The 20,895-nt window shown below is 58.1% G+C and carries 18 protein-coding genes; 6 read left to right on the forward strand and 12 right to left on the reverse strand.

What is annotated here, in order from left to right; genetic code table 11:
- The 3 genes from BW958_RS11000 to rbsK are packed head-to-tail and all read right to left on the reverse strand — an operon-like array spanning position 1 to position 2,703.
- Positions 1 to 483 carry a NanQ anomerase/TabA/YiaL family protein gene (locus BW958_RS11000; RefSeq protein ID WP_076575789.1) on the reverse strand — a complete coding sequence of 161 codons (483 nt, stop codon included), beginning with the start codon at positions 481 to 483 and terminating at the stop codon, positions 1 to 3.
- Positions 484 to 531: 48 nt separating this feature from the next.
- Positions 532 to 1,455: a dihydrodipicolinate synthase family protein gene (locus BW958_RS11005; RefSeq protein ID WP_076575790.1), complete on the reverse strand. Its 924-nt coding sequence runs from the start codon at positions 1,453 to 1,455 to the stop codon at positions 532 to 534.
- 45 nt (positions 1,456 to 1,500) lie between these two features.
- Positions 1,501 to 2,703 (reverse strand): ribokinase, encoded by a 1,203-nt coding sequence (gene rbsK / locus BW958_RS11010; protein WP_076575791.1) that lies wholly within the window; start codon positions 2,701 to 2,703, stop codon positions 1,501 to 1,503.
- A 705-nt stretch (positions 2,704 to 3,408) separates the two neighbouring features.
- Here rbsK and BW958_RS11015 point away from each other — a divergent pair.
- The 4 genes from BW958_RS11015 to ascB all read left to right on the forward strand — a co-directional run bounded on the left by BW958_RS11015 (position 3,409) and on the right by ascB (position 9,807).
- Positions 3,409 to 5,352, forward strand: coding sequence for an LTA synthase family protein (locus tag BW958_RS11015; protein ID WP_076575792.1), 1,944 nt, complete (start codon positions 3,409 to 3,411; stop codon positions 5,350 to 5,352).
- Positions 5,353 to 5,502: 150 nt separating this feature from the next.
- Positions 5,503 to 6,351, forward strand: coding sequence for a BglG family transcription antiterminator LicT (gene licT, locus BW958_RS11020; RefSeq protein ID WP_076575793.1), 849 nt, complete (start codon positions 5,503 to 5,505; stop codon positions 6,349 to 6,351).
- Positions 6,352 to 6,508: 157 nt separating this feature from the next.
- Positions 6,509 to 8,383, forward strand: coding sequence for a PTS beta-glucoside transporter subunit IIABC (gene bglF, locus BW958_RS11025; protein WP_076575794.1), 1,875 nt, complete (start codon positions 6,509 to 6,511; stop codon positions 8,381 to 8,383).
- Positions 8,384 to 8,400: 17 nt separating this feature from the next.
- Positions 8,401 to 9,807, forward strand: coding sequence for a 6-phospho-beta-glucosidase (gene ascB, locus BW958_RS11030; RefSeq protein WP_076575795.1), 1,407 nt, complete (start codon positions 8,401 to 8,403; stop codon positions 9,805 to 9,807).
- Between the two features lie 50 nt (positions 9,808 to 9,857).
- Here ascB and BW958_RS11035 read toward each other — a convergent pair whose 3' ends face one another.
- A complete protein-coding gene (locus BW958_RS11035) occupies positions 9,858 to 11,270 on the reverse strand; it encodes an MFS transporter (protein WP_076575796.1) in 1,413 nt (470 codons plus the stop codon).
- A gap of 100 nt (positions 11,271 to 11,370) precedes the next feature.
- Here BW958_RS11035 and BW958_RS11040 point away from each other — a divergent pair, with 100 nt between their 5' ends.
- Together BW958_RS11040 and BW958_RS11045 are read left to right on the forward strand one after the other, a co-directional pair.
- Entirely contained in the window at positions 11,371 to 12,261 is an 891-nt protein-coding gene (locus BW958_RS11040) for a helix-turn-helix transcriptional regulator (protein WP_083687315.1), read from the forward strand.
- Positions 12,262 to 12,338: 77 nt separating this feature from the next.
- On the forward strand, positions 12,339 to 13,223 hold the full coding sequence (locus BW958_RS11045) for a LysR substrate-binding domain-containing protein (protein WP_076575797.1): 885 nt from the start codon (positions 12,339 to 12,341) through the stop codon (positions 13,221 to 13,223).
- Here the strand turns inward: BW958_RS11045 and BW958_RS11050 are convergent.
- The 8 genes from BW958_RS11050 to BW958_RS11085 all read right to left on the reverse strand — a co-directional run bounded on the left by BW958_RS11050 (position 13,198) and on the right by BW958_RS11085 (position 20,739).
- Positions 13,198 to 14,268, reverse strand: a complete 1,071-nt coding sequence (locus BW958_RS11050) for an iron-containing alcohol dehydrogenase family protein (RefSeq protein WP_076575798.1) — start codon at positions 14,266 to 14,268, stop codon at positions 13,198 to 13,200. The two genes, BW958_RS11045 and BW958_RS11050, sit on opposite strands and share 26 nt — an antisense overlap.
- Before the next feature lie 30 nt (positions 14,269 to 14,298).
- Complete coding sequence (locus tag BW958_RS11055; RefSeq protein ID WP_076575799.1) at positions 14,299 to 15,231, reverse strand: L-lactate dehydrogenase; 933 nt, start codon at positions 15,229 to 15,231, stop codon at positions 14,299 to 14,301.
- 60 nt (positions 15,232 to 15,291) lie between these two features.
- Positions 15,292 to 16,068, reverse strand: a complete 777-nt coding sequence (gene hisP / locus BW958_RS11060; RefSeq protein ID WP_076575800.1) for a histidine ABC transporter ATP-binding protein HisP — start codon at positions 16,066 to 16,068, stop codon at positions 15,292 to 15,294.
- A 12-nt stretch (positions 16,069 to 16,080) separates the two neighbouring features.
- Positions 16,081 to 16,800, reverse strand: coding sequence for an ABC transporter permease (locus BW958_RS11065; protein ID WP_076575801.1), 720 nt, complete (start codon positions 16,798 to 16,800; stop codon positions 16,081 to 16,083).
- A complete protein-coding gene (locus tag BW958_RS11070; protein WP_076575802.1) occupies positions 16,797 to 17,483 on the reverse strand; it encodes an ABC transporter permease in 687 nt (228 codons plus the stop codon). Before BW958_RS11070 ends, BW958_RS11065 begins: the two co-directional genes overlap by 4 nt.
- Positions 17,484 to 17,950: 467 nt before the next feature.
- A complete protein-coding gene (locus tag BW958_RS11075; RefSeq protein WP_076575803.1) occupies positions 17,951 to 18,724 on the reverse strand; it encodes an ABC transporter substrate-binding protein in 774 nt (257 codons plus the stop codon).
- A gap of 33 nt (positions 18,725 to 18,757) precedes the next feature.
- On the reverse strand, positions 18,758 to 19,570 hold the full coding sequence (locus BW958_RS11080) for a carbon-nitrogen hydrolase family protein (RefSeq protein WP_076575804.1): 813 nt from the start codon (positions 19,568 to 19,570) through the stop codon (positions 18,758 to 18,760).
- 8 nt (positions 19,571 to 19,578) lie between these two features.
- Entirely contained in the window at positions 19,579 to 20,739 is a 1,161-nt protein-coding gene (locus BW958_RS11085) for a methionine aminotransferase (protein WP_076575805.1), read from the reverse strand.
- Between the last annotated feature and the right edge of the window lie 156 nt (positions 20,740 to 20,895).

Raw genomic sequence — 20,895 nt, forward strand, 5'->3', positions numbered from 1 at the left:
TTATCCTTCAACAAAGAGATTTAAATGAATTTTTATAACTGCTTTGCGGATTTTTGCCGGACTAGAAAGGTGACAACACGGTCGATGAACATCATGCGGAAAGAACACAGCAAACATTCCGGGCTCAAGGGCAATCATCGATTCGTTTATAGTGGTGTTATAAAATACGATATCATTATCAGGGCGTCTGTCCTCAACGAGGATATGTTCTGGATTACTCCTTGCTACACCGATTACTTCTCTTCCACTTAATAAATACTGAATGTCTACATAGTCAAAATGGGATTCTGCACGCATATCATTCGGCGCAACGGTTTCCATTTCCTGTAATAGGCAAAACATTTTACCATCTGGCAAAATGTCGTACTTACCCAAGGTTAATTGAGCGAAGTCGGTGGTGGCTATCCACTCTATGGCTTGGTCAATGACCGGATGAAAAGCATAACGCTCCCTCGCCCAGTCATGGCGATCGCAAACAATCATGGTATGTCCTTATTCAGAAGGGGCAGAAGAGTATCTGCCCCAATATTTTTAGCGGGTCAGGCGAGCACTCCAGAGATCACTGCCAGCCTGAATTTGCTCCAGCAATACGCCCAGCCCCCAATATTTCTCAAGTACGTTATCGCGGGTGACACGGCAATGATCACTGGCAAAAGTTCCCAGACGCTGGTGGTAGACCTTGGCATTCTTCGGATAACCGAGCGTTTCAGTGACGGCAGCTAGTGACAGGAACAACGATAATTCGTGGGCCAATTGTGGGTGTGCGGCTCCGTGGTGATAGATCCAATGGTAGAGATTGGGATGGAAGTTGGTGAACACGCCACTGAATCCCTTCGAACCAGCTTGCATCGCGGGCCAAGCAATTGCAGCGTTGGCATTGATCACATGCAGCGGGGTGCCTTGAGCCAGTTTGACCCGACGCTCTACAGTTGGCAGATCGCAGCTGACATCCTTGAGCACGACAAATCGACCGCTATTGGCGCAGAAGCTGAATTCAGCATCACTCAGCAGACGGCGCCATGGCGCCGGACACTCATACAAGCCTAATGGCAGCTCAGCCGGCAAGGCATCCATCAATGTTTGCAGTGTTGACAGGAAGGTCTCGGTACCCTTGTTTTCCGGATCAAGGTGATTGGTCACCAGGACCAGCGCATCAATGCCAGTGGTTGCCATGGCAGTAAGCTCGGCAATTTGCTGGTCGAGCGGATCGCTGATATGCCCAGATGCGATAACAGGGATGCGTCCTGCGACGTGAGCGACCACAAAGCGAGCCAGTTCAACACGCTCTTCCAGAGTTAGGAAGAGCATTTCACTTGACTGGCAAACAGCAAACAGCGCATCCACACCTTGCTCCAGATACCAGTCTATCAGGCGGGCCAGCCCCGGATAATCAATCTGATTGTCACTTGTGAAGGGGGTCAGCATGACCGGTACGATACCCTCGATCGCTTTCATCTCTTACTCCTGTCAGCAGTGGCTGAACTCAATAAATTCATGGTGTTATCTTTGAGCAAGTCGTATGGCAACCTGCTCGTGGGTCGGCATGTTGGAAGCGCCTTCGCGCTCGACAGCCAGTGAAGCAAAGGCTGCTGCATAGGTCGCAGCCTGAATGATCGTTTTCCCGTTGGCGATAGCTGCAGCAAACGCGCCGTTAAATGCGTCTCCCGCACCAGTGGTGTCAATACTGACCGCAGGGAATGCAGGTATATGCTTATACTGGTCACTATCAGCAATAAGAGCACCACGCGAACCCATCGTAATGATCACGCGTTGGGCTCCACGCTCGATGATGGTGCGGGCTGCCTCGCGGGCGCTGGATATATCGATGATGTCTATTCCAGAAAGCAGTGAGGCTTCTGTCTCGTTGGGCGTTAATACATCGATATAGGGCAACAAATCGACGACTTCACTGGCGTAGGGAGCCGGGTTCATCACCACCTTTACTCCCAATGTATGGGCTAATTTAATCGCATTGAGAGTGGCGGGAAAATTGTTCTCCAGCTGAACCAGCAGCACATCTGCCTGCGAAAGCTCATGAGTCATCTCAGCAATCTCGTCATCACTCAGTGTTTTGTTGGCGCCGGGATAGATGGCAATCATGTTTTCGCCATCTTGTTGTGAGACGTAAATAATGGCGCTTCCTGTGGGGGCCACTTCTGATTGATAAAGCCTGAAGGAGTGAATATCCGAGGCCGACAAGTGGTCGAAGGCAAATTGACTGAATTGGTCTGTTCCAACTTTGGCAACAAAGTGGACGCGGGCTCCGGCCCGACTTGCAGCCATGGCTTGGTTAGCGCCTTTTCCACCAGGTCCCAGTGTGCTGGCAGTGGCCAGTAGTGACTCGCCCCCTTTTGGAAAACGATCCACTTTGGCGACGATATCTACGTTGAACGAACCGAGAATACAAACGTTGCCACGCATCTTTTTGCCTTGTGAACGATGTTGACGTTGTTGTTCCAGACGTTGTAGCAGGACTTCAAAATGACCGCCTGATTCACCGATCAATTTTGCCTGCATATTCCGGCGAACAATGATTGCTCCACCATGACAACGTTGTACCAATCCTTTTTTTGCCAAGGCGCCAAGGTCTGAACGAATAGTTTCCCTCGTCACGCTAAACAGACCAGATAAGGTATCAACCGTTGCTCGTTCATGCTCGTCCAGATAATTTAGAATTTGATTTCTTCTTTCTTCAAGAAACATAAACACCTCAGCCATGCAGAAAGATTATGTGAATCAGGTGGCTTGAAAAGTGACTAGATTCTCAGGCTTCGGGCAAAAACAAAAGCAAACAAAAACAAAGCGAGTGTCACAGAACGGTAGTTTGAAAAGCGTTTTCTATCATTAGTTCATATTATGTAAGCTGTCATTTGTTGGTGCGTTATCTTGAGTTCTTGATTATTTTTTACATCATGTTCCCACGTAAAAAACATGATTGTTATGTGGCCAAACACTGAATTTTAATGAAAGGTCGGTAATCATTGATATTTAATATATTGATTTTTCAAAGATATATCGATTTTGATATGTGGAAAACCGTGGTGTGATGATGTGCTGAGGTTGGTGTAGGGAACGAGGCTCAAATGAAAGTGCTTTCACTGTTCTATTCTCAAGTATAGGGCTGGAAGGTGGCACTCTTTCGTGTCGTCACTATGATAGTGAATCGTACTCTTACCTTTTTGGTATTGTGTTAAAAGTTAATTGTGTAAGGGCGTTATCTCGCATAAGATTGCACCCTTGGATACGAATAATTGATATATTTCATTTTTTAGAAAATGTGATCTGTGTTCAAACCCTCTTTGTAGGCAAAAAACAAAGTGCTCCGTTAATGCAACAGATGTTGCTTTACGTGGTCTAACCATCGCCTTAACTCATACAAGCGGTTCTCAAGGAATGTACGAAACAAACATGTCGCGCTGGAAACAGCGAATGGGCCCGTTGTGGCCGGTGGGGGTGTTCGCCCTGACCACCATGCTGGCTCTGTCACTGTTCCGGCTCGGCCTATCCGGCTGGCAAGCCGAGCGGGTGACTGCAGTGAATGGATGGCTGCCGGTGCTGCTGCAAGGGCTCCGGGTCGATGTGGCGACGGTCTGCTGGTTGTGGGGCATCCCCATGCTGCTGACGGTCGTGTTGGGTGGGGAGCATCTTATCGGCCGGTTGTGGCGAGCGGTGCTGCGGCTATGGCTGACATTGGGCTGGTGGCTGCTGCTGTTTCTTGAGATCTCGACCCCTTCATTTATTTCCGAATACGGGTTTCGTCCCAATCGCCTCTATGTGGAGTACCTCATCTATCCGAAAGAGGTGATCTCCATGCTCTGGAGTGGCCACAAGGGTGAGTTGCTGATCGCGGTGCTGGCTACGGTGGCTCTGCTGGGTAGTGGCTGGTGGTTGTCGGGTCGGGTCACCCGCTCTCTGGTTATGCCGCGCTGGTACTGGCGCCCGGTGCTGGCGGTGCTGGTGATTGCTCTGGCGGTGATGGGTGGGCGTTCGACACTGGGCCATCGCGCCCTCAATCCGGCACTGGTGGCGTTTTCCACCGATCCGCTGGTCAATACCCTGCCGCTTAACTCGGGTTATTCGGTGATGTTTGCCTTGAAGCAATTGGGTAATGAAGAAGATCCATCCCAGTATTATGGCAAGCTACCCTCGGAGCGAGTGATCGCGCTGATGCGTGAAGCCAGCGGCCGCCCTGCCGATGTCTTTGTCTCCCCTGAACTGCCTTCCATGAGTCGCAACCAAGCCACCTGGCAGGGTAAGCCGAAGAATCTGGTCATCATACTGCAAGAGAGTCTTGGCGCTCGTTTTGTCGGTAATCTGGGTGGCCTGCCGCTCACGCCCAATATTGATGCCCTGAGCCGTGAAGGGTGGAATTTCCGCCAGCTTTACGCCACCGGCACCCGTTCGGTGCGTGGGATTGAGGCGGTGGTTGCCGGCTTCACGCCGACCCCGGCGCAGGCCGTGGTCAAACTCGACAAGAGCCAGACCGGCTTCTTTACACTGGCCGGGTTGCTGCGTGAGCACGGCTATGACACCAGCTTCCTCTATGGCGGCGAGAGTCATTTTGACAACATGCGCAGCTTCTTCCTCGGCAACGGATTTGGCCGGGTGGTGGATCAGAAGGATTTTCGTAACGCAGCTTTTGTCGGCTCCTGGGGGGCCAGTGACGAAGATCTGATGAATAAGGCTAACGAGGAGTTCACTCGCCTGCATGACGAGGGCAAACCCTTCTTCAGTCTGGTGTTCAGCTCTAGCAACCACGATCCGTTCGAGTTCCCGGATGGTCGTATCGAGCTCTATGAGCAGCCCAAGGCGACCCGTAATAACGCCGCCAAGTATGCCGATTATGCCGTGGGTCAGTTCTTCAAGGCCGCCCGCGCCGCGCCTTACTGGAAAGATACCCTGTTTTTGGTGATTGCCGATCATGACAGTCGGGTTGGTGGCGCCGAACTGGTGCCAATCCCGCGTTTCCATATCCCGGGCGTGATTGTCGGTGATGGGGTGCCAGCGCGTCAGGACGAGCGGGTAGTGAGCCAGATTGATATGGCGCCGACGCTGCTCTCACTGATGGGGATCAGTGGTGAATATCCCATGCTGGGCCGGGATCTGACCCAGACTCCGGCCAACTGGCCGGGACGAGCCCTGATGCAGTACGACAAGAATTTTGCCCTGATGGAGGGCAATCAGGTCGTGATTCTGCAACCACAGCAGGCTGCGCAAGGGTTTACCTATGATCGCGTCGGCGAGCGGCTGGTTGCTGCCGAGCAGAGCAAGGATCTGCAGGAGCGTGCTCTGGGCTGGTCGCTCTGGAGCGGTATGGCATACCAGAAGGAGCTGTATCGGCTGGCGCAGTAGGCTGATGTGCGTCAGCTCACACTCTGCAGGTTGCGAGCTTGAGCCCGCCACCTGCACTGGATAAAGTCCAGCCATCGGATTGTTACTGCTACGGCAGGCAAAACCTGGCGGCCCATCGGGCGGCCGGGTTTTTTTGTTTTCGGGGCCAGCGTGAAGATAGCCAAGATCCTCAACAACAACGTTGTTGTCGTACTCGATGACCACCAGCGCGAGCAGGTGGTGATGGGGCGTGGCTTGGGTTTTCAAAGGCGGCCGGGGGACTGTCTGGACAGGGCCGCCATCGAGAAGGTGTTTGCCCTGCAGGATCAGGGGTTGGTCTCCCAGTTGGGCGAGTTGCTGTCGCGCATCCCCATCGAGGTGATGGCGGTGTGCGATCGGATCATCTCGCTGGCACGCACTACGCTGGGGCCGCTTAGCGACAGTCTCTATATCGGGCTCACCGATCACTGTCACTTTGCCATCGAACGGATGCGCAGCGGGGCGGTGATCCGCAATGCGCTGCTGTGGGAGATCCGTAACCTCTACCCGCGTGAGTTTGCGTTGGGGCAGCAGGCGCTGGCGCTGATCAGCGAGCGGCTGGGGGTGACCCTGCCAGAGGATGAGGCGGGCTTTATCGCCCTGCATCTGGTTAATGCCCAGCTCGGTGGCGAGATGCCCGAGGTGATGCACATTACCAAGGTGCTGCAGGATATTTTGCACATCGTCAAATATGACCTGCGCATCGAGTATCAGGAGCAGGGGCTGAGCTACAGTCGCTTTGTCACCCATCTCAAGTTTTTTGCCCAGCGTATGCTGTCGCGCAATGTGGTGGTGGATGACGATCCCGAGTTGCCGCAAACCATTCAGGCTAGCTATCCCAAGGCCTGGCAGTGTGCTGAAAAGATTGACCGGTTTCTGGCTGCCCAATATCAGCGGGCACTCAGCCAGGCCGAAATCATGTTTCTCGCCATTCATATCGAACGGGTGAGAAAAGAGAGCGAGGGCGCCGCCCGGGTATAAACCGGGCCGTCTAACGGGTTAATAACAAGGGCGATTCGCCCGCAGGATTGTGACTGCTGCGGCAGGCAAGACCTGATGTCTCTTCCTCCTTATTCGGGAGGCGGAGCATCAGGTTTTTTTATGCCCGCAGCGCACCGGTAAATCAGGAGAAGCAAGCATGGCAACAGAGAATCTGGCCAGCGCGATTGTCGAAGGGGTCGGCGGACGGGACAACATCGTCAGCCTGATGCACTGCGCCACCCGGCTGCGTTTCAAGCTGAAAGACAAAAGCAAAGCCAATGCCGCCAGTCTCAAGGCGCGTGAAGACATCATCATGGTGGTCGAAAGTGGCGGCCAGTTTCAGGTGGTGATCGGCAATCATGTGCACCAGGTCTATCAGGCGGTGCGCCAGCTGGTGCCAGATAGCCATGCGCAAGCGGTGGCAGAGGGCGAGCGTGGTCCGCTGCTCAATCGAATCATCGATGTCGTGTCCGGCATCTTCACCCCCTTTATCGGAGTGATGGCAGCCACCGGTATTCTGAAAGGGGCGCTGGCACTGGCGCTGGTCTGCCAATGGACCACGCCACAAAGCGGCACTTATCAGCTGCTGTTTGCCGCCAGTGATGCCCTGTTCTACTTCTTCCCCTTGATCCTCGGTTACACCGCCGGACAGAAGTTTGGCGGCAACCCGTTTACCACCATGATGATCGGTGGTGCGCTGGTGCATCCGAGTATGATCGCCGCGTTTCAGGCGGCAGGTCAGCCGGGGGCAGAAACCCTCTATTTCCTCGGTATTCCCATCACCTTTATCAACTACAGCTCGTCGGTGTTGCCGGTGATCTTCGCGGCCTGGGCCAGCTGCAAGCTCGAACCGCTCCTGATGAAGTGGCTGCCTTCGGCGCTGCGTAACTTCTTCACCCCGCTGTTTTGCATGGTGCTGGTGGTGCCGCTCACCTTCCTGCTGATTGGCCCGTTGGCCACCTCGATTGGCCATGGCCTGGCTAATGGTTATCAGGCGATCTATACCGTGGCGCCCGCCGTTGCCGGCGCAGTGATGGGCGCCTGCTGGCAGATATTCGTGATTTTCGGCCTGCACTGGGGGTTGGTGCCGCTGATGATCAACAACCTGAGCGTACTTGGCCATGACACCATGATGCCGATGCTGTTGCCCGCTATCATGGCCCAGGTCGCCGCGTGCGCCGGGGTGATGCTGAAAACCCGCGATGCCAAGCGTCGGACCCTGGCTGGCTCTGCCGCCGCAGCCGGCATCTTCGGTATCACCGAACCCATCATCTATGGCGTCAACCTGCCGCTGCGTCGTCCGTTTGCCTTCGGCTGTCTGGGCGGCGCCATCGGGGGGGCCATGGTCGGACTGAGCCATACTGCCGTCTACTCGTTTGGCTTCGTCAATATCTTCACCTTTACCCAGATTATTCCGCCGACCGGGATGGATGGCACGGTATGGGGCACGGTCGTCGGCACCCTGCTCGGCGCGGCCATTGCACTGGTGCTGACCTGGCTGTTTGGCGTGCCGGCCGATGCCACCAGCTCGGCCAAACCGGTCGACGCCAAGGTCACCACGCCGCAGGCCAGCACCGACGCCGTCACCCTGTTAGCACCGCAAGATGGCGCTGTGCTGCCGCTTGCCGAGATCAGCGATCCGAGTTTTGCCAGCGGCTTGCTCGGTCAGGGCATTGCCATTGTGCCGCGCAGCGGTCGGGTGGTGGCACCGGTCAGTGGCGAAGTCGCCTCTCTGTTTCGCACCCACCATGCCATCGGCATCACCACCGACAGCGGACTGGATGTGCTGATCCACGTCGGTCTCGATACGGTCAAACTCGACGGCCAGTTCTTTACCCCCAAGGTAAAACTGGGCGATCGGATCGAAGCCGGGGACCTGCTTATCGAATTTGATCTCGACGCGATCGTCGCCGCGGGGTATGACATCACCACGCCGATGGTCATCAATCAGAGCAGCGGTGCACCGGTCACGGTAACCGCCTCGGGTAGCGAGGCGCAGGCCGGTCTGCAACTGTTGACAGTCACCCTTTGAAACACCTGGAGTACGCAATGAATAGTCTGTTTCCGAAAGAGTTTTTGTGGGGCGGCGCCGTCGCGGCCAATCAGGTTGAAGGGGCCTATCTGACCGATGGCAAAGGGCTGACCACCTCCGATATCCAGCCGCAGGGCATCTTTGGCGGCAACGTCACGCGGGTGGCGGGGGATTTTAACGTCAAGGATCTCGCCATCGATTTTTATCATCGCTATGCCGAGGATATCGCCCTGTTTGCCGAAATGGGGTTTGGCTGCCTGCGTTTCTCTATCGCCTGGAGCCGCATCTTCCCGCAGGGGGACGAAGCCGAACCGAATGAAGCGGGTCTGGCCTTCTATGACAAGGTGCTCGATGAGCTGGAGAAGCACAACATCACGCCGCTGATCACCCTCTCTCACTATGAAATGCCGCTTGGCCTTATCGAGCACTACGGCGGTTGGGGCAGTCGCAAGGTGATCGAGTGCTTCGAGCGCTACGCCCGCGCCGTGTTCACCCGTTATGGTCAGCGCGTAAAGCTGTGGCTCACCTTTAACGAGATCAACATGTCGCTGCACGCGCCTTTCACCGGGGTGGGGCTGCCGCACCAGAGCAGCAAGCAGGCTATTTATCAGGCGATCCACCACCAGCTGGTGGCCAGTGCTCTGGCCGTCAAGGCCTGCCACGAGCTGCTGCCGGATGCGCAGATCGGCAACATGCTGCTCGGCGGCCTGCAATACCCGCTCACCTGCAAGCCCAACGACGTGCTGGAAGCGATGCAGAAGAACCGCGAATGGCTGTTCTTCGGTGACGTGCAAGTGCGTGGCCGCTATCCGGGCTACATGCTGCGCGCCTGGCGTGACGAGGGGATCAAGGTGGAATTTGCGCCGGGTGATGAGGCGATTTTGGCCAGCAACACCATGGATTTCATCTCGTTTAGCTACTACTTCACCGGCTGCGCCTCGGCTGATCCGCACGAATACAGCCGCGGCAATATTCTGAACATCATCACCAACCCGCACCTGCCGGCCTCGGAATGGGGTTGGCAGATCGATGCGGTGGGCCTGCGCACTCTGCTCAACCTGCTGTGGGATCGCTATCAAAAACCGCTGTTTATCGTCGAGAACGGTCTCGGTGCCAAGGACAAGCTGGAAGCCGACGGCAGCATCCGCGATCCGTACCGCATCCACTATCTGCGTGAGCACCTGCTGCAAGTGGCCGAGGCGATTGAAGATGGCGTCGAGGTGATGGGTTATACCAGCTGGGGCCCGATCGATCTGGTCAGCGCCTCCACCGCCCAGATGAGCAAGCGTTATGGTTACATCTACGTCGAACGTGACGACGAGGGGCGCGGTACGCTGGAGCGGCGCCGCAAGCAGAGCTTCTTCTGGTATCAGAAGGTGATCGCCACTCAGGGCGCCTCACTGGCAGAGCCGGTGCAGGAGTAACGCACAGCGGATGGTATGGCAAAGGAGCCCGTGGGCTCCTTTGTTGTATGTCAGGCTTGGGCGGCGGCCAGCCGCACTTCGCCCCGGCGGTAGTGGCAGACCAACATGGCCACCAGCGCCATCAGGATCAGCTCTAACAGCAGGCAGCCCAACATGGCGTATTGGTAGTGCTGGTCAGAACCGAGCAGGCGGGCAAACAGCGAGCCCATCAAGGCGGCACCCAGGCCAGAGGCAATCTGAATGACCGTATTGACCGTGGCGCTGGCGGCGCCAGCCTGAGCCGCTGAGATATTGGTCAGACAGATGCGATAGATACTGCCGACGATAAAGGACTGACCAAAGCCAATCAGCATGGTGGCGGGCGCCAGCAGCACAATGCCGACATGCTGCCAGCCCCAATACAGCGTCAGCATCAACAGCATCAGCCCCGGCATCTGGATGGCGCAGCCCCACAGCAGGAGTCGGGTGCGCGGGATCTGCCCGGCGTGGCGACTGCTCAGCATGGCGCCAGCAAAATAGCTGAGGCCAAGGGCGATAAAGGCGTTACCAGATTGCAGTGAGCTCAGCCCTACGCCACCTTGCAGGGTGAGCGCCAGCGTAAACATGAAACCGCTCCAGCAGGCAAAAAACAGAATGCTGACCAGCAGGCCCAGGCGCAGTGTCGGAATGCGCAGCAAAGAAGGGGGCAGCAGCGGCATCCGGCCGCGCTGCTCACGGGTGCGGCTCACGATCATCAGCAAGGTCAGGCAGATTGCTGCCAGCAGCAGGATCAGCAGATGTTGCCACAGCGGCATCTCCACGGTCAGTGGCAGCAGCAGGGAGAAGACAAAACCGGCCAGCAACATGGCGCCCGCCCAATCCACAGAATGCGAATGCTCACTGCGCGTTTCCGGGATGCAGCGCGGTACAATCAGCAACAAAATCACCGCCAGCGGCAGGTTGATAAGAAACACGCTGCGCCAGCCCAACCCGGCAATATCGGCCGACACCAGCAACCCACCGCTGACCTGGCCGATGACAAACGACAGACCGCCGATGGCGCTGTAGTAGCCAACCGCCCGCGAGTGATGCTCTCCGCTCAAAGTGACATGGATGGTGGCGAGCACCTGGGGAACGATCAGCGCTGCGGTGATCCCCTGAATAGCGCGAGCGACCAGCAGGGTCGTCAGTGTGCTGGCCAAGCCGCAGGCCAATGAGGCGAGGCCGAAGCCGGCGATACCCAGCATAAATATTTTGCGGCGACCGTAACGATCGCCGAGCAGACTTCCCGGTGCCAGGGCAATGGCAAAGCAGAGACCATAGACAGTGACCGTCAGCGCCAGCTGGACCGGGGTGATATGCAAAGAGAGCCCCATCGCATCGAGTGCCACGTTAACGATGGAGAAGTCGATCTGCGGCAGCAACATGCCGCATAACAATACCCAAAGGCCGGCTTTGCCAAGGGTGGGAGCAGGGGTGTGCATGGTTCAACTCCACAAAGAATCAGGAGTGCACTGTAGAAAGGGCTTGAGGGTGGTACAAGAATCTGACTAGCCTAGGATAAATTGTGACAGGAATCGCGAAATGGTCGCTTATCTCACGCCTTCCCCCTATCCCGATGACGTGTTGCCAGATGATGAAGCGTCACGCCGGCTGGCGCTGGGCGCTTTCTTGCGGGCGCGCCGCGAAAGCCTCGACCCTGTCCGGCTTGGCGTGATCAGCTCAGGCCGGCGCCGCACCCCCGGTCTGCGCCGTGACGATGTGGCGCAGATGGCCGATATCAGCGTGACCTGGTACACCCGCCTTGAGCAGGGGCAACCGATCCGCGTGTCACCCAAGGTCATGAGTGGCATTGCCTCGGCACTGCAGTGCAGTGATACCGAAACCCAGCACCTGTTTACGTTGGCAGGATTGGGGCAGATGTCGCCGCGTCAGCAGTACAGTTGCCAGCAAGCCACGTTTGCCATGCAGAGCATTCTCGATCACCTCGACCCTCTGCCCGCCCTGCTGCAGACGGCACGGTTTGATATCGTGGCGTGCAATCGCGCCTATGACCGGCTGCTGGGATTATCGGTGATGAGCCTGCCACCTGAAGAGCGCAACTGCCTGTTGCAAGCCCTGACCAATCCGGTATGGCGTGCCCGGCTGGTGGACTGGTCGCAGATGATTCCCCAATGGGCGGCGCTCTATCGCACTGCCATGGCCGAGCACCTCGACGAACCGGTGTGGCAGCAGCAGTTGCAACGCTATTTTGATGCCAGTCCCGAGTTTCAGCAGATCTGGCAGCGCCAGGAGGTGCTCGGGTTTGAAAACCGCATCAAGCGCTTCGATCTGCCCGGTATCGGCATCGTTGCGCTGCAGCAGACCAACTGGTGGTCTGCGCCGCGTAACGGCAACCGTATGCTGGTCTACTCCCCGGTGGATGCCGCGGGCGAGCTGGCTTTGCAGCAATTGGCAAGGCCGTCTGACGATTAGGATGGGTGCGGGAGGTTGTTTGCTGCCGCCCTTCCTTGCCATAATCGTTATGAGAAAAAATCATAACCGGAACTCTCATGACCAAGCGCCTCCCGCCTCTTAATGCCCTGCACGCTTTTGTGGTGACGGCCCGCCATCTGAATTTGACGCGGGCGGCCGAGGAGCTGTGCGTGACGCAAGGGGCGGTCAGTCGGCAGATCGCCACGCTGGAGGGGTTTCTCGGCTTTCCCCTGTTTCAGCGCCATGCCCGCGGCCTTAATCTGACCGAGCGCGGCAGTGATCTGCTGCCGGAGGTGGAAGGGGCGTTTGATCAACTGCTGCGCGCCACCCAGCGGGCCACGCTGGAAAACGGCACCCTGACGCTCAAGGCGCCCACCTGCGCCATGCGCTGGCTGGTACCGCAACTGCTGCATCTGGAGCAGTTGCACCCCGAACTGGAGGTGGCGTTGACCACCACCACCGGCCATGGCATCGATTTTAAGAGCGAACCGTTTGATGCGGCCGTAGTGTTTGTGGCCGATGGCCAGCCGCCGGCAGGTGGAATCCGGCTGTTTGATGAGCGCATCGCCCCGGTGCTGGCTCCATCTTTAAGCGAGCGACTGGGCCCTTTGACCGATGCTCACACTCTGCCTAATCAAACCTTCCTGCACCCGACTCGCGATCGCCGCGACTGGCTGTTGTGGCTCTCTGCGACTGGCCGGGACAGTGTGGAGATGCGCAAACACCAGCATTTCGACACCATGGATCTGGCCATCAGCGCTGCGATTCAAGGTTTTGGGATTGCCATGGCTGACGTGCTGCTGGTGGCCGAGGATGTACGGATGGGGCGCCTGGTGATGCCTTATGACGAGCCGGTAGCAACCGGGGCGGCCTACTATCTGTTGCACCGCCCCGCCAGCAGCAAGCAGGGCCTGCTAGAGACCCTGACCGGCTGGTTTACCGACGCTGTGCCAGCGCGCTGACCCGCTGCATGGCGGCGATCAGTGCCTCGGCGCTGACCGCGGCCGGCATATTGCCCATGTCTGGCGTCGCGCAGGCCGCATCGGCCACCACCTTCAATTCAGCGGCATCGAGCGATGCAATCTCATCGAGTGCGACCGGCACCTGACAATCGCGTGCCAGCGCAATCGCCTCGGCAATCTCGTCATCACTGCGCTGCTCCAGCGCCAACAGGCAGAGGTTGCCAAATCCCACCAACAAGCCGTGACCAAATTCGCGGGTTTTATCCAGCGCGGTAAAGCCGTCGAAGATGGCGTGCGCCGCCGCGACGTGATCGCCAACGCCCATGATCGAGGTAAATCCGGCGTAGAGGAAAATCGCGTCCATCACCTGCTCGAGAGCAAAGCCGGGTTGGCCAGTGGTCACTTCGGCGCAGGCCTCTTTACCGTGGCGGGCAATCAGCTGATAGCAGAGCTGACCGTTGAGATAGGCGGCCATATTGACGCTCAGGGTCGGCTGGCCGCCCGAGATGGCGCGGTACTCATAGAGCTTGGCCAGGGTATCGCCCAGACCCGCCGCCAGCCAGCGCACCGGCGCGGTGGCGATCAGTGCCGGGTCGAGGATCACTGCATCCGGCGCCTTGGCCAGCTTGTGCAGACCCACATAGTGGCCCTGCTCGTCATAGATGACCGACACCGCCGACACGGCGGCGCAGGTGGCGGCCAGCGTTGGCAGCATCACCACCGGCAGACCGGCCAGCTCGGCCACCACTTTGGCGGTGTCGAGCGCCTTGCCACCGCCCACCCCAAGTAGCACGTCAGCGCCGCTGGCCTTCACCTGCTCGGTCAGAGCGTGGATGGCGGCCCAGGTGACATCACGGCCATAGTGAGCACGCGCTACAACTTTTTCAGCCAGCTGCCCGCTTAACCAGGATTCGGCGGCGGCCAGCGCCTTCACGCCGCCCAGTACAAATACGCGCTCGCCCAAGCGGGCTACACAGCTGGCAATCTCGTTGCCGGCACCGGCGCCACGCACCAGATGGGCAGGGAAAGAGAGAGTATGCGGCATGAAAACTCCTTGGATAGTTAACGCCAACGGTTAACGCAAAACGGGGTGAAAACTGCGCAACCTGGCGCAGCTGTGGGCAAACGCCTGCTGTTCGCGCTCATCCAGCGGCAGCGGCAGGATCTCGACCACGCCGCGCCGTCCAATCAGGCAGGGCACGCTGGCATAGACCTGCTGCTCGCCATAGTGACCCTCGAGCGCCACCGAGCAGGGCAAAATGCGCTGCTCGTCGTGCAAGATCGCCAGTGCCAGCTCGGCGGTGGCGGCGCCAATACCAAACTCGGTGGCGCCTTTACCCAGCACAATCTGCCAGCCGGCGCCGATCACTTCACGCTCGATGGCGGCGCGATCGAGGTGGCCGAAGCGCTCGGGCAGACGCTGCACCAGCTCGGTCAGCGGCATGCCCATCAGGGTGACGCTGCTCCAGGCGATCAATTGGCTGTCGCCATGCTCGCCAAGGCAATAGGCCTGAATACTCTGCGGCGCTACGCCGGTTTCACGGGCCAGCGCCGCGCGCAGCCTCGCCGAGTCGAGCAAGGTGCCGGTGCCAAGCACGGTGCAGCCGCTGTGCTTGGCCAGATACCAGGCAATCACGTCGCATGGATTGGTGATCGCAATCAGCAGGCCACGATAATCGACCGACTTAAGCCCGGTGATGATGCTGTCCATCACCGCCAGATTGTCGTTGAGCTCTTCGAGGCGATCTTCGCGAAACAGCGGGCCGCTGGCACTGACCACCACGATGTCGGCATCGGCCAGATCCTGATAATCCCCCACCGTTACCTGCACTGGATGACGGTTGAAGGCGGCACTGTCGTTAAGATCCTGGGCGTGAGCTGCCACCTTGGTCGCATCGGTGTCGAGCAGGATCAGCTGGTCGCACACCTGACGGCTGATAAGTTGGCTGGCGACGTGTGCGCCGACGTGACCGACCCCGATCACGCCCATTTTGCGTGGAGTGCGCATTGCGATGTCCTTGTGGCGCGGCAGAGCGGTCTGCCGCGTCGGGGATGAAGTGAACCGGTATTACTTGAGCGAGCCGGAGAGAAACTGGCGCAGACGGTCGCTGCGCGGATCGCCAAACAGTTGCTCCGGGCTACCCTCTTCCTCAACCAGCCCCTGATGCAGAAACATCACGTGGTTGGATACATGGCGGGCAAAGCCCATTTCGTGGGTCACCACAATCATGGTGGTGCCCTCTTCGGCGAGTTGCTGCATGATCTTCAACACTTCGCCGACCAGCTCGGGATCGAGTGCCGAGGTGGGCTCGTCAAACAGCAGCACCTCGGGCTCCATGGCCAAAGCGCGGGCGATCGACACCCGCTGCTGCTGGCCACCCGAGAGGTGAGCCGGATAGGCTTGCCGGGCGCGAGCATCGATCCCCACTTTTTCCAGACAGCGCAGGGCACGGGCTTGTGCCTCTTCGCGGCTGATCCCCAGCACATGCACCGGCGCGGCGATCACGTTCTCCAGCACGTTCATGTGGCTCCACAGATTGAAGTGCTGGAACACCATGGTCAGCCGGGTACGCAGCAGTTGCAGCTGCTTGCGATCGAACACCCGCAACTGACCATCTGTCGGATCACGCACCATGCGGATCTCGTCGCCGTTCATGTAGATCGAGCCCTCGGTGGGCTTTTCCAGAAAGTTCATGCAGCGCAGGAAGGTGCTTTTGCCCGAGCCGGACGAGCCGATGATGCTGATCACATCGCCAGCATGAGCCGCCAGCGACACGCCTTTGAGAACCTCGTGCTGACCGTAATATTTGTGCAGCTCTTTGACTTCGAGTTTGGTATTGCTCATGAATTCAACCTGTTACGAATGGGCAGCGACGGGTTTAAGGTGCTTGAGCCAGCGCCGCTCGGCGTGTCTGAACAGCGCCACCAGCAAAAACGAGATCACCAGATAGAGCACGGCCGCAATGCCGAAAGCATGGAACGACAAATAGGTGGCGGCGTTGATATCGCGGGCAATCTTGAGAATGTCCGGCACCGTGGCGCTAAAGGCGAGCGAGGTGGCGTGCAGCATCAGGATCACCTCGTTGCTGTAGGCCGGCAGCGCCCGGCGCAGGGCCGACGGCAGAATGATGGTGCGATAGAGCTTCCAGCCGGAAAAGCCATAAGCCCGGGCCGCCTCCACCTCGCCATAGGCGGTGTCACGGATGGCGCCAGCGAAGATCTCGGTGGTGTAGGCACAGGTGTTGAGCACCAGCGCCAGCAGGGTGCAGTTGTAGCCGCTTTTGAAGAACCAGTTCAGAAAGTCGGTAGCGCGCACAAACTCCAGGGTGTAGACCCCGGTGTAGAACACCAGCAGCTGCACATAGAGCGGGGTGCCGCGAAACACATAGGAGAACAGCCACACCGGCCAGCGGTAGCGCTTCTTCGCAGAGACCCGCGCCATCGCCAGCGGGATAGAGAGGCAGAAGCCGATACCGATCGACGCGACCAGCAGCCACAAGGTGACCGCCACGCCGGTAAAGCGGTAGCCGTCGCTCCACAGCAATGACTTGCCGTACTCTTGCAAAATCTCGATCACAGGCCGGCCCTCCGCTGTCCCATGGCGTAGTGCCGCTCCAGCCAGAAGAAGACCAGGTTGGAGAGGGTGGTCAGCATCAGATAGATAGCCGCCGCGACGATGGTGAAAAAGAAGAAGTGATAGGTGCCTTTGCCGGCATCCTGAGTGACCTTCACCACATCGGCCAGACCGATGAGCGACACCAGCGCGGTCGATTTGAGCACCACCAGCCAGTTGTTGGACAGGGCGGGCAGGGCAAAGCGCATCATCTGCGGAAACAGGATCATGCGAAACACCTGCCACGGCGTGAAGCCATAGGCGACGCCAGCTTCCAGTTGTCCCTTGGGCACGGCCATAAAGGCGCCGCGAAAGGTCTCGGTGAAGTAGGCGCCATAGATAAAGCCGATGGTCACTACCCCGGCGATAAAGGGATCGATGTCCCACTGGGCCCAGCCGAAGTGTTCGGTGATGGCGTTCACGCCGATCTGCAGCCCGTAAAACAGCAGCAGCATCAGCACCAGATCGGGGACGCCGCGGATCAGCGCGGTGTAGCAGTCGCTCAGCAGCGCCAGCGGGCGCGAGCCGAACAGCTTGGCGGTGGCGCCAAGCAGGCCGAGCAAGATGGCCACGCCGACCGAACAGAGGGCCAGCTGAATGGTGATTTGTGAACCGAGCCAGATGATCTGGCCATATCCGTACAGCATATGTGCGTTCCTGAACTGACTATCCGTTGACGCCCGCCGCCTGCCACTGACTCGGTGGCGGTGTGCAGAGCCGGGCGCCTGCGCCGATGCAGAGAGCATGCCAGCGCCGACCGATTTTTAATGAATATAATCTTGAATTTGTTGCATATAAAATCGGATTTATGGTCACTCTACCAAAAAAGATTCAGGGCAACAACGCGACTGCCGCTGCGCTCCCTGCTCTGCCCGTTTTGCGGGCAATGGCGGCCAATTCGGTGCAATCAGGCCACTATTGGTCCACTGTCAAATAGGGAGCAAAGAGCGTGAGAACTGTCCATCTTCGGAATAACGGGGGAATAAAGATGTCCCGTTTTTCACTCTTTAGCGCGCTGATGGTCACGCGATAAATTCATCATTGCGGCGCTTCATAAAATAATCCGGCCGCACAATCCGGCGGCCGGCTGGATATTTTATGGCGTCGCGCCGATTTATTTCACGCTGACATCAAAGCCGGTGAAATATTTCTTGGCCAGGGTGGTCACGGTGCCGTCAGCCTTTACCTTTTCGATGGCGGCGTTGAGCTTGGTCTTCAAGGCTTCATCGCCCTTGCGCAGACCAAAACCGATGCCGCTGCCGAGGATGGAAGCGTCGTCTACCGGGTCACCGATAAAGGCAAAGCCCTTGCCTTCCGGCTTGGCCAGGAAGCCTTCCTGACCGGCGGCAGACATCACCAGCGTCCCGTCCAGACGGCCGCTGGCCATGTCGCTATAGACCTGGTTCTGATCCTTGTAGGAGGTGACGGTTACGCCCTTCGGCTCCCAGTGGGCCTTGGCATAGACCTCCTGGATAGAGCCTTGCAGCACACCGATATTCTTGCCTTGCAGGGCGTCGGCGGTCGGTGCCAGCTTGGCTTCCGGACGGGCGACCAGCTGGGTCGGGATCCGGTAGATCGGGTTGGTGAAGTCGATGGCTTGCTTACGCTTGTCGGTGATGTTCATGGCCGAGTTGATGGCATCGAACTTCTTGGCTTGCAGCGCCGGGATCAGGGTGTCGAAGCTGCTCTCTACCCAGCTGCACTTGAGCTCTGCCACTTTACAAATGGCGTTGCCCAGCTCGATGTCGAAGCCTTCCAGCTCACCCTTGGCGTTCTTGCTTTCAAACGGGGGGTATTCCGCTTCCAGACCAAAACGCATTTCCGCTGCCAGCGCGCTGGCAGACGACAACAGACCCAAAGAAATAAACAGCAGATTCATTTTCTTCATGACGAGTTCCCTCTCAGACAATAGTGACGATGCTCAATTAAAAATTCTGTTTTTCAGTGCCGGAAGTTGCTGGCGAATTTTCATCATATGGGAAAAATCGATCGCTGCAATCACTATTCCCTCACCCTCTTCACGGCAATCGAGAATATTTCCCCAAGGATCGACAATCATGCTGTGACCAAAGGTTCGTTTGCCACCCGGATGAATTCCGGTTTGGGCCGCAGCCACCACATAACACTGGTTTTCTACCGCGCGGCTGCGCAGCAGCAACTCCCAGTGCGCCTGACCCGTGGTGTAAGTAAAGGCGGCCGGTGCGGTGATCACGGCATAGCCGCTCTGCTGGCGATACAGCTCGGGAAAGCGCAGGTCATAGCAGACCGAGGCGCGCACCTCACCGACCAGGGTGGTCACCGTGGTGATGGTGCGACCCGCCGCCAGCGTGGCGGACTCCAGATAGGACTCCTGCCCGTTATCAAAACCGAACAGGTGGATCTTGTCGTAGCGCCCGACGCATTGGCCCTGATCGTCGAACCAGAGGTTGCTGTTAAACACCTTGCCAGGCTCGGAGCTGATGAGCGGCACGGTCCCGGCGGAGAGCCACACCTGTTCGCGCTTGGCCAGATCTGACAAAAAGCGCTGGATTGGGCCATCGCCAAACGGCTCGCCGATGGCAACCCGATCGCTGTCGTGCTCGCCCATCAGGCAGAAATACTCCGGCAGCAACACCAGACTGGCGCCAGCTTGCGCGGCCTCGGCCACCAGTTCGCCAGCACGGGCCAGGTTATTGGCCAGCACGGCGCCACTGTTCATCTGGATGGCGGCGACCTTGTGATGTGGCTGCATCATGCCGCTCCTTACACCTTGACCCGGCACAGCGCCTGGGCACCGGCGATGATGGTGGCATCGTCTTTGGCAAACGAGAGGCGGATCAGCCGGTTATCGGTGCCGTCGGTGTAAAACGCTGACATGGGGATGGTCGCCACCCGGTAATCGGTGATCAGCCGCTGCACGAACTGGCTGTCCGGCTCGCTGCTAAAGTGGCCATAGCTGGCGACCAGGAAGAATGAACCTTGGCTTGGCAGCAGCTTGAACGGACTGTCAGCAAGATGTTTCACCATCAGGTCGCGCTTGGCCTGATAGAGATCGGCCAGATGCAGATAGGTGGCCGGATCGCGCATGTATTCGGCAAAGCCGTACTGCATCGGGGTGTCGGCCGAGAACATCATGAACTGGTGCACTTTCAGGATCTCGTCCATCAGCGCGGCCGGTGCCACGCAATAGCCCACCCGCCAGCCCGTTACGTGGAAGGTCTTGCCAAATGACGAGACAATCACGCTGCGCTCGGCCAGTTCGGGATGGGTCGCCATGCCGTGGTGGCGCTGGCCGTCGAACACCATGTGCTCATACACCTCATCCGACAGCACCACGATATCGGTGCCGCGCAGCAGATCTGCCATCTGTTGCAGATCATCGGCGGTAAACACCTGACCGCTCGGGTTGTGCGGGGTGTTGACGATGATCATCCGGGTCTTGGGCGTGATGGCGGCGCGCACTTCGTCCCAGTTGATGGTGAACTCTGGCACCGACAATTTGAGCGCCACCGGATGGGCGCCTTGCAGTCGCACGATCGGCGCATAGCTATCAAACGACGGCTCGAAATAGATCACCTCGTCGCCCGGATGCACCAGTGCCGAGATGGCGGAATAGAGCCCCTCGCTGGCGCTGGCGGTGATGGTCACTTCGCTGCCGACGTCATAGTGACGGCCGTAGAGCTCGGCCACCTTGGCGGCAATCGCCTCTTTCAGTGCCGGCAAGCCGGTCATCGGCGCGTACTGGTTGCGGCCTTGCTCCATCGCCTGATTGACCAGCTGGACCAGCTTGGGATCACACGGGAAGTTGGGCGCGCCCTGCGAGAGGTTGATGGCCTGATACTGGTTCGACAGTTGGCCGATCACGGTGAAAATGGTGGTGCCCACATCGGGGAGTTTGGAGCGCAACTGGACCGGGGTTTGCATTGTTGGGTATCCGTTCTAAAGCGTCGTCACGGGGATAGTGGCATTGAACGCGAGAACGGGGTGACCCACTATCGATAATTTTTCATGGCAGGCATGAGTTTTTTGCATAACCATGCCGATTGGGCCGCTTTTTATTTAAATTCGGTGCTGCGCCAG

The organism is Aeromonas sp. RU39B (assembly GCF_900156095.1).
Lineage (GTDB): Bacteria > Pseudomonadota > Gammaproteobacteria > Enterobacterales > Aeromonadaceae > Aeromonas.

What these genes read in the sequence shown, in the direction of transcription:
- BW958_RS11005 (WP_076575790.1), bottom strand. Translation starts at nt 1,455, where the DNA reads ATGAAAGCGATCGAGGGTATCGTACCGGTCATGCTGACCCCCTTCACA.
- BW958_RS11040 (WP_083687315.1), top strand. Translation starts at nt 11,371, where the DNA reads ATGGTCGCTTATCTCACGCCTTCCCCCTATCCCGATGACGTGTTGCCA.
- BW958_RS11080 (WP_076575804.1), bottom strand. Translation starts at nt 19,570, where the DNA reads ATGATGCAGCCACATCACAAGGTCGCCGCCATCCAGATGAACAGTGGC.
- bglF (WP_076575794.1), top strand. Translation starts at nt 6,509, where the DNA reads ATGGCAACAGAGAATCTGGCCAGCGCGATTGTCGAAGGGGTCGGCGGA.
- BW958_RS11075 (WP_076575803.1), bottom strand. Translation starts at nt 18,724, where the DNA reads ATGAAGAAAATGAATCTGCTGTTTATTTCTTTGGGTCTGTTGTCGTCT.
- BW958_RS11050 (WP_076575798.1), bottom strand. Translation starts at nt 14,268, where the DNA reads ATGCCGCATACTCTCTCTTTCCCTGCCCATCTGGTGCGTGGCGCCGGT.
- BW958_RS11070 (WP_076575802.1), bottom strand. Translation starts at nt 17,483, where the DNA reads ATGCTGTACGGATATGGCCAGATCATCTGGCTCGGTTCACAAATCACC.
- BW958_RS11015 (WP_076575792.1), top strand. Translation starts at nt 3,409, where the DNA reads ATGTCGCGCTGGAAACAGCGAATGGGCCCGTTGTGGCCGGTGGGGGTG.
- BW958_RS11035 (WP_076575796.1), bottom strand. Translation starts at nt 11,270, where the DNA reads ATGCACACCCCTGCTCCCACCCTTGGCAAAGCCGGCCTTTGGGTATTG.
- BW958_RS11085 (WP_076575805.1), bottom strand. Translation starts at nt 20,739, where the DNA reads ATGCAAACCCCGGTCCAGTTGCGCTCCAAACTCCCCGATGTGGGCACC.
- hisP (WP_076575800.1), bottom strand. Translation starts at nt 16,068, where the DNA reads ATGAGCAATACCAAACTCGAAGTCAAAGAGCTGCACAAATATTACGGT.
- rbsK (WP_076575791.1), bottom strand. Translation starts at nt 2,703, where the DNA reads ATGTTTCTTGAAGAAAGAAGAAATCAAATTCTAAATTATCTGGACGAG.
- BW958_RS11055 (WP_076575799.1), bottom strand. Translation starts at nt 15,231, where the DNA reads ATGCGCACTCCACGCAAAATGGGCGTGATCGGGGTCGGTCACGTCGGC.
- BW958_RS11045 (WP_076575797.1), top strand. Translation starts at nt 12,339, where the DNA reads ATGACCAAGCGCCTCCCGCCTCTTAATGCCCTGCACGCTTTTGTGGTG.
- ascB (WP_076575795.1), top strand. Translation starts at nt 8,401, where the DNA reads ATGAATAGTCTGTTTCCGAAAGAGTTTTTGTGGGGCGGCGCCGTCGCG.
- BW958_RS11000 (WP_076575789.1), bottom strand. Translation starts at nt 483, where the DNA reads ATGATTGTTTGCGATCGCCATGACTGGGCGAGGGAGCGTTATGCTTTT.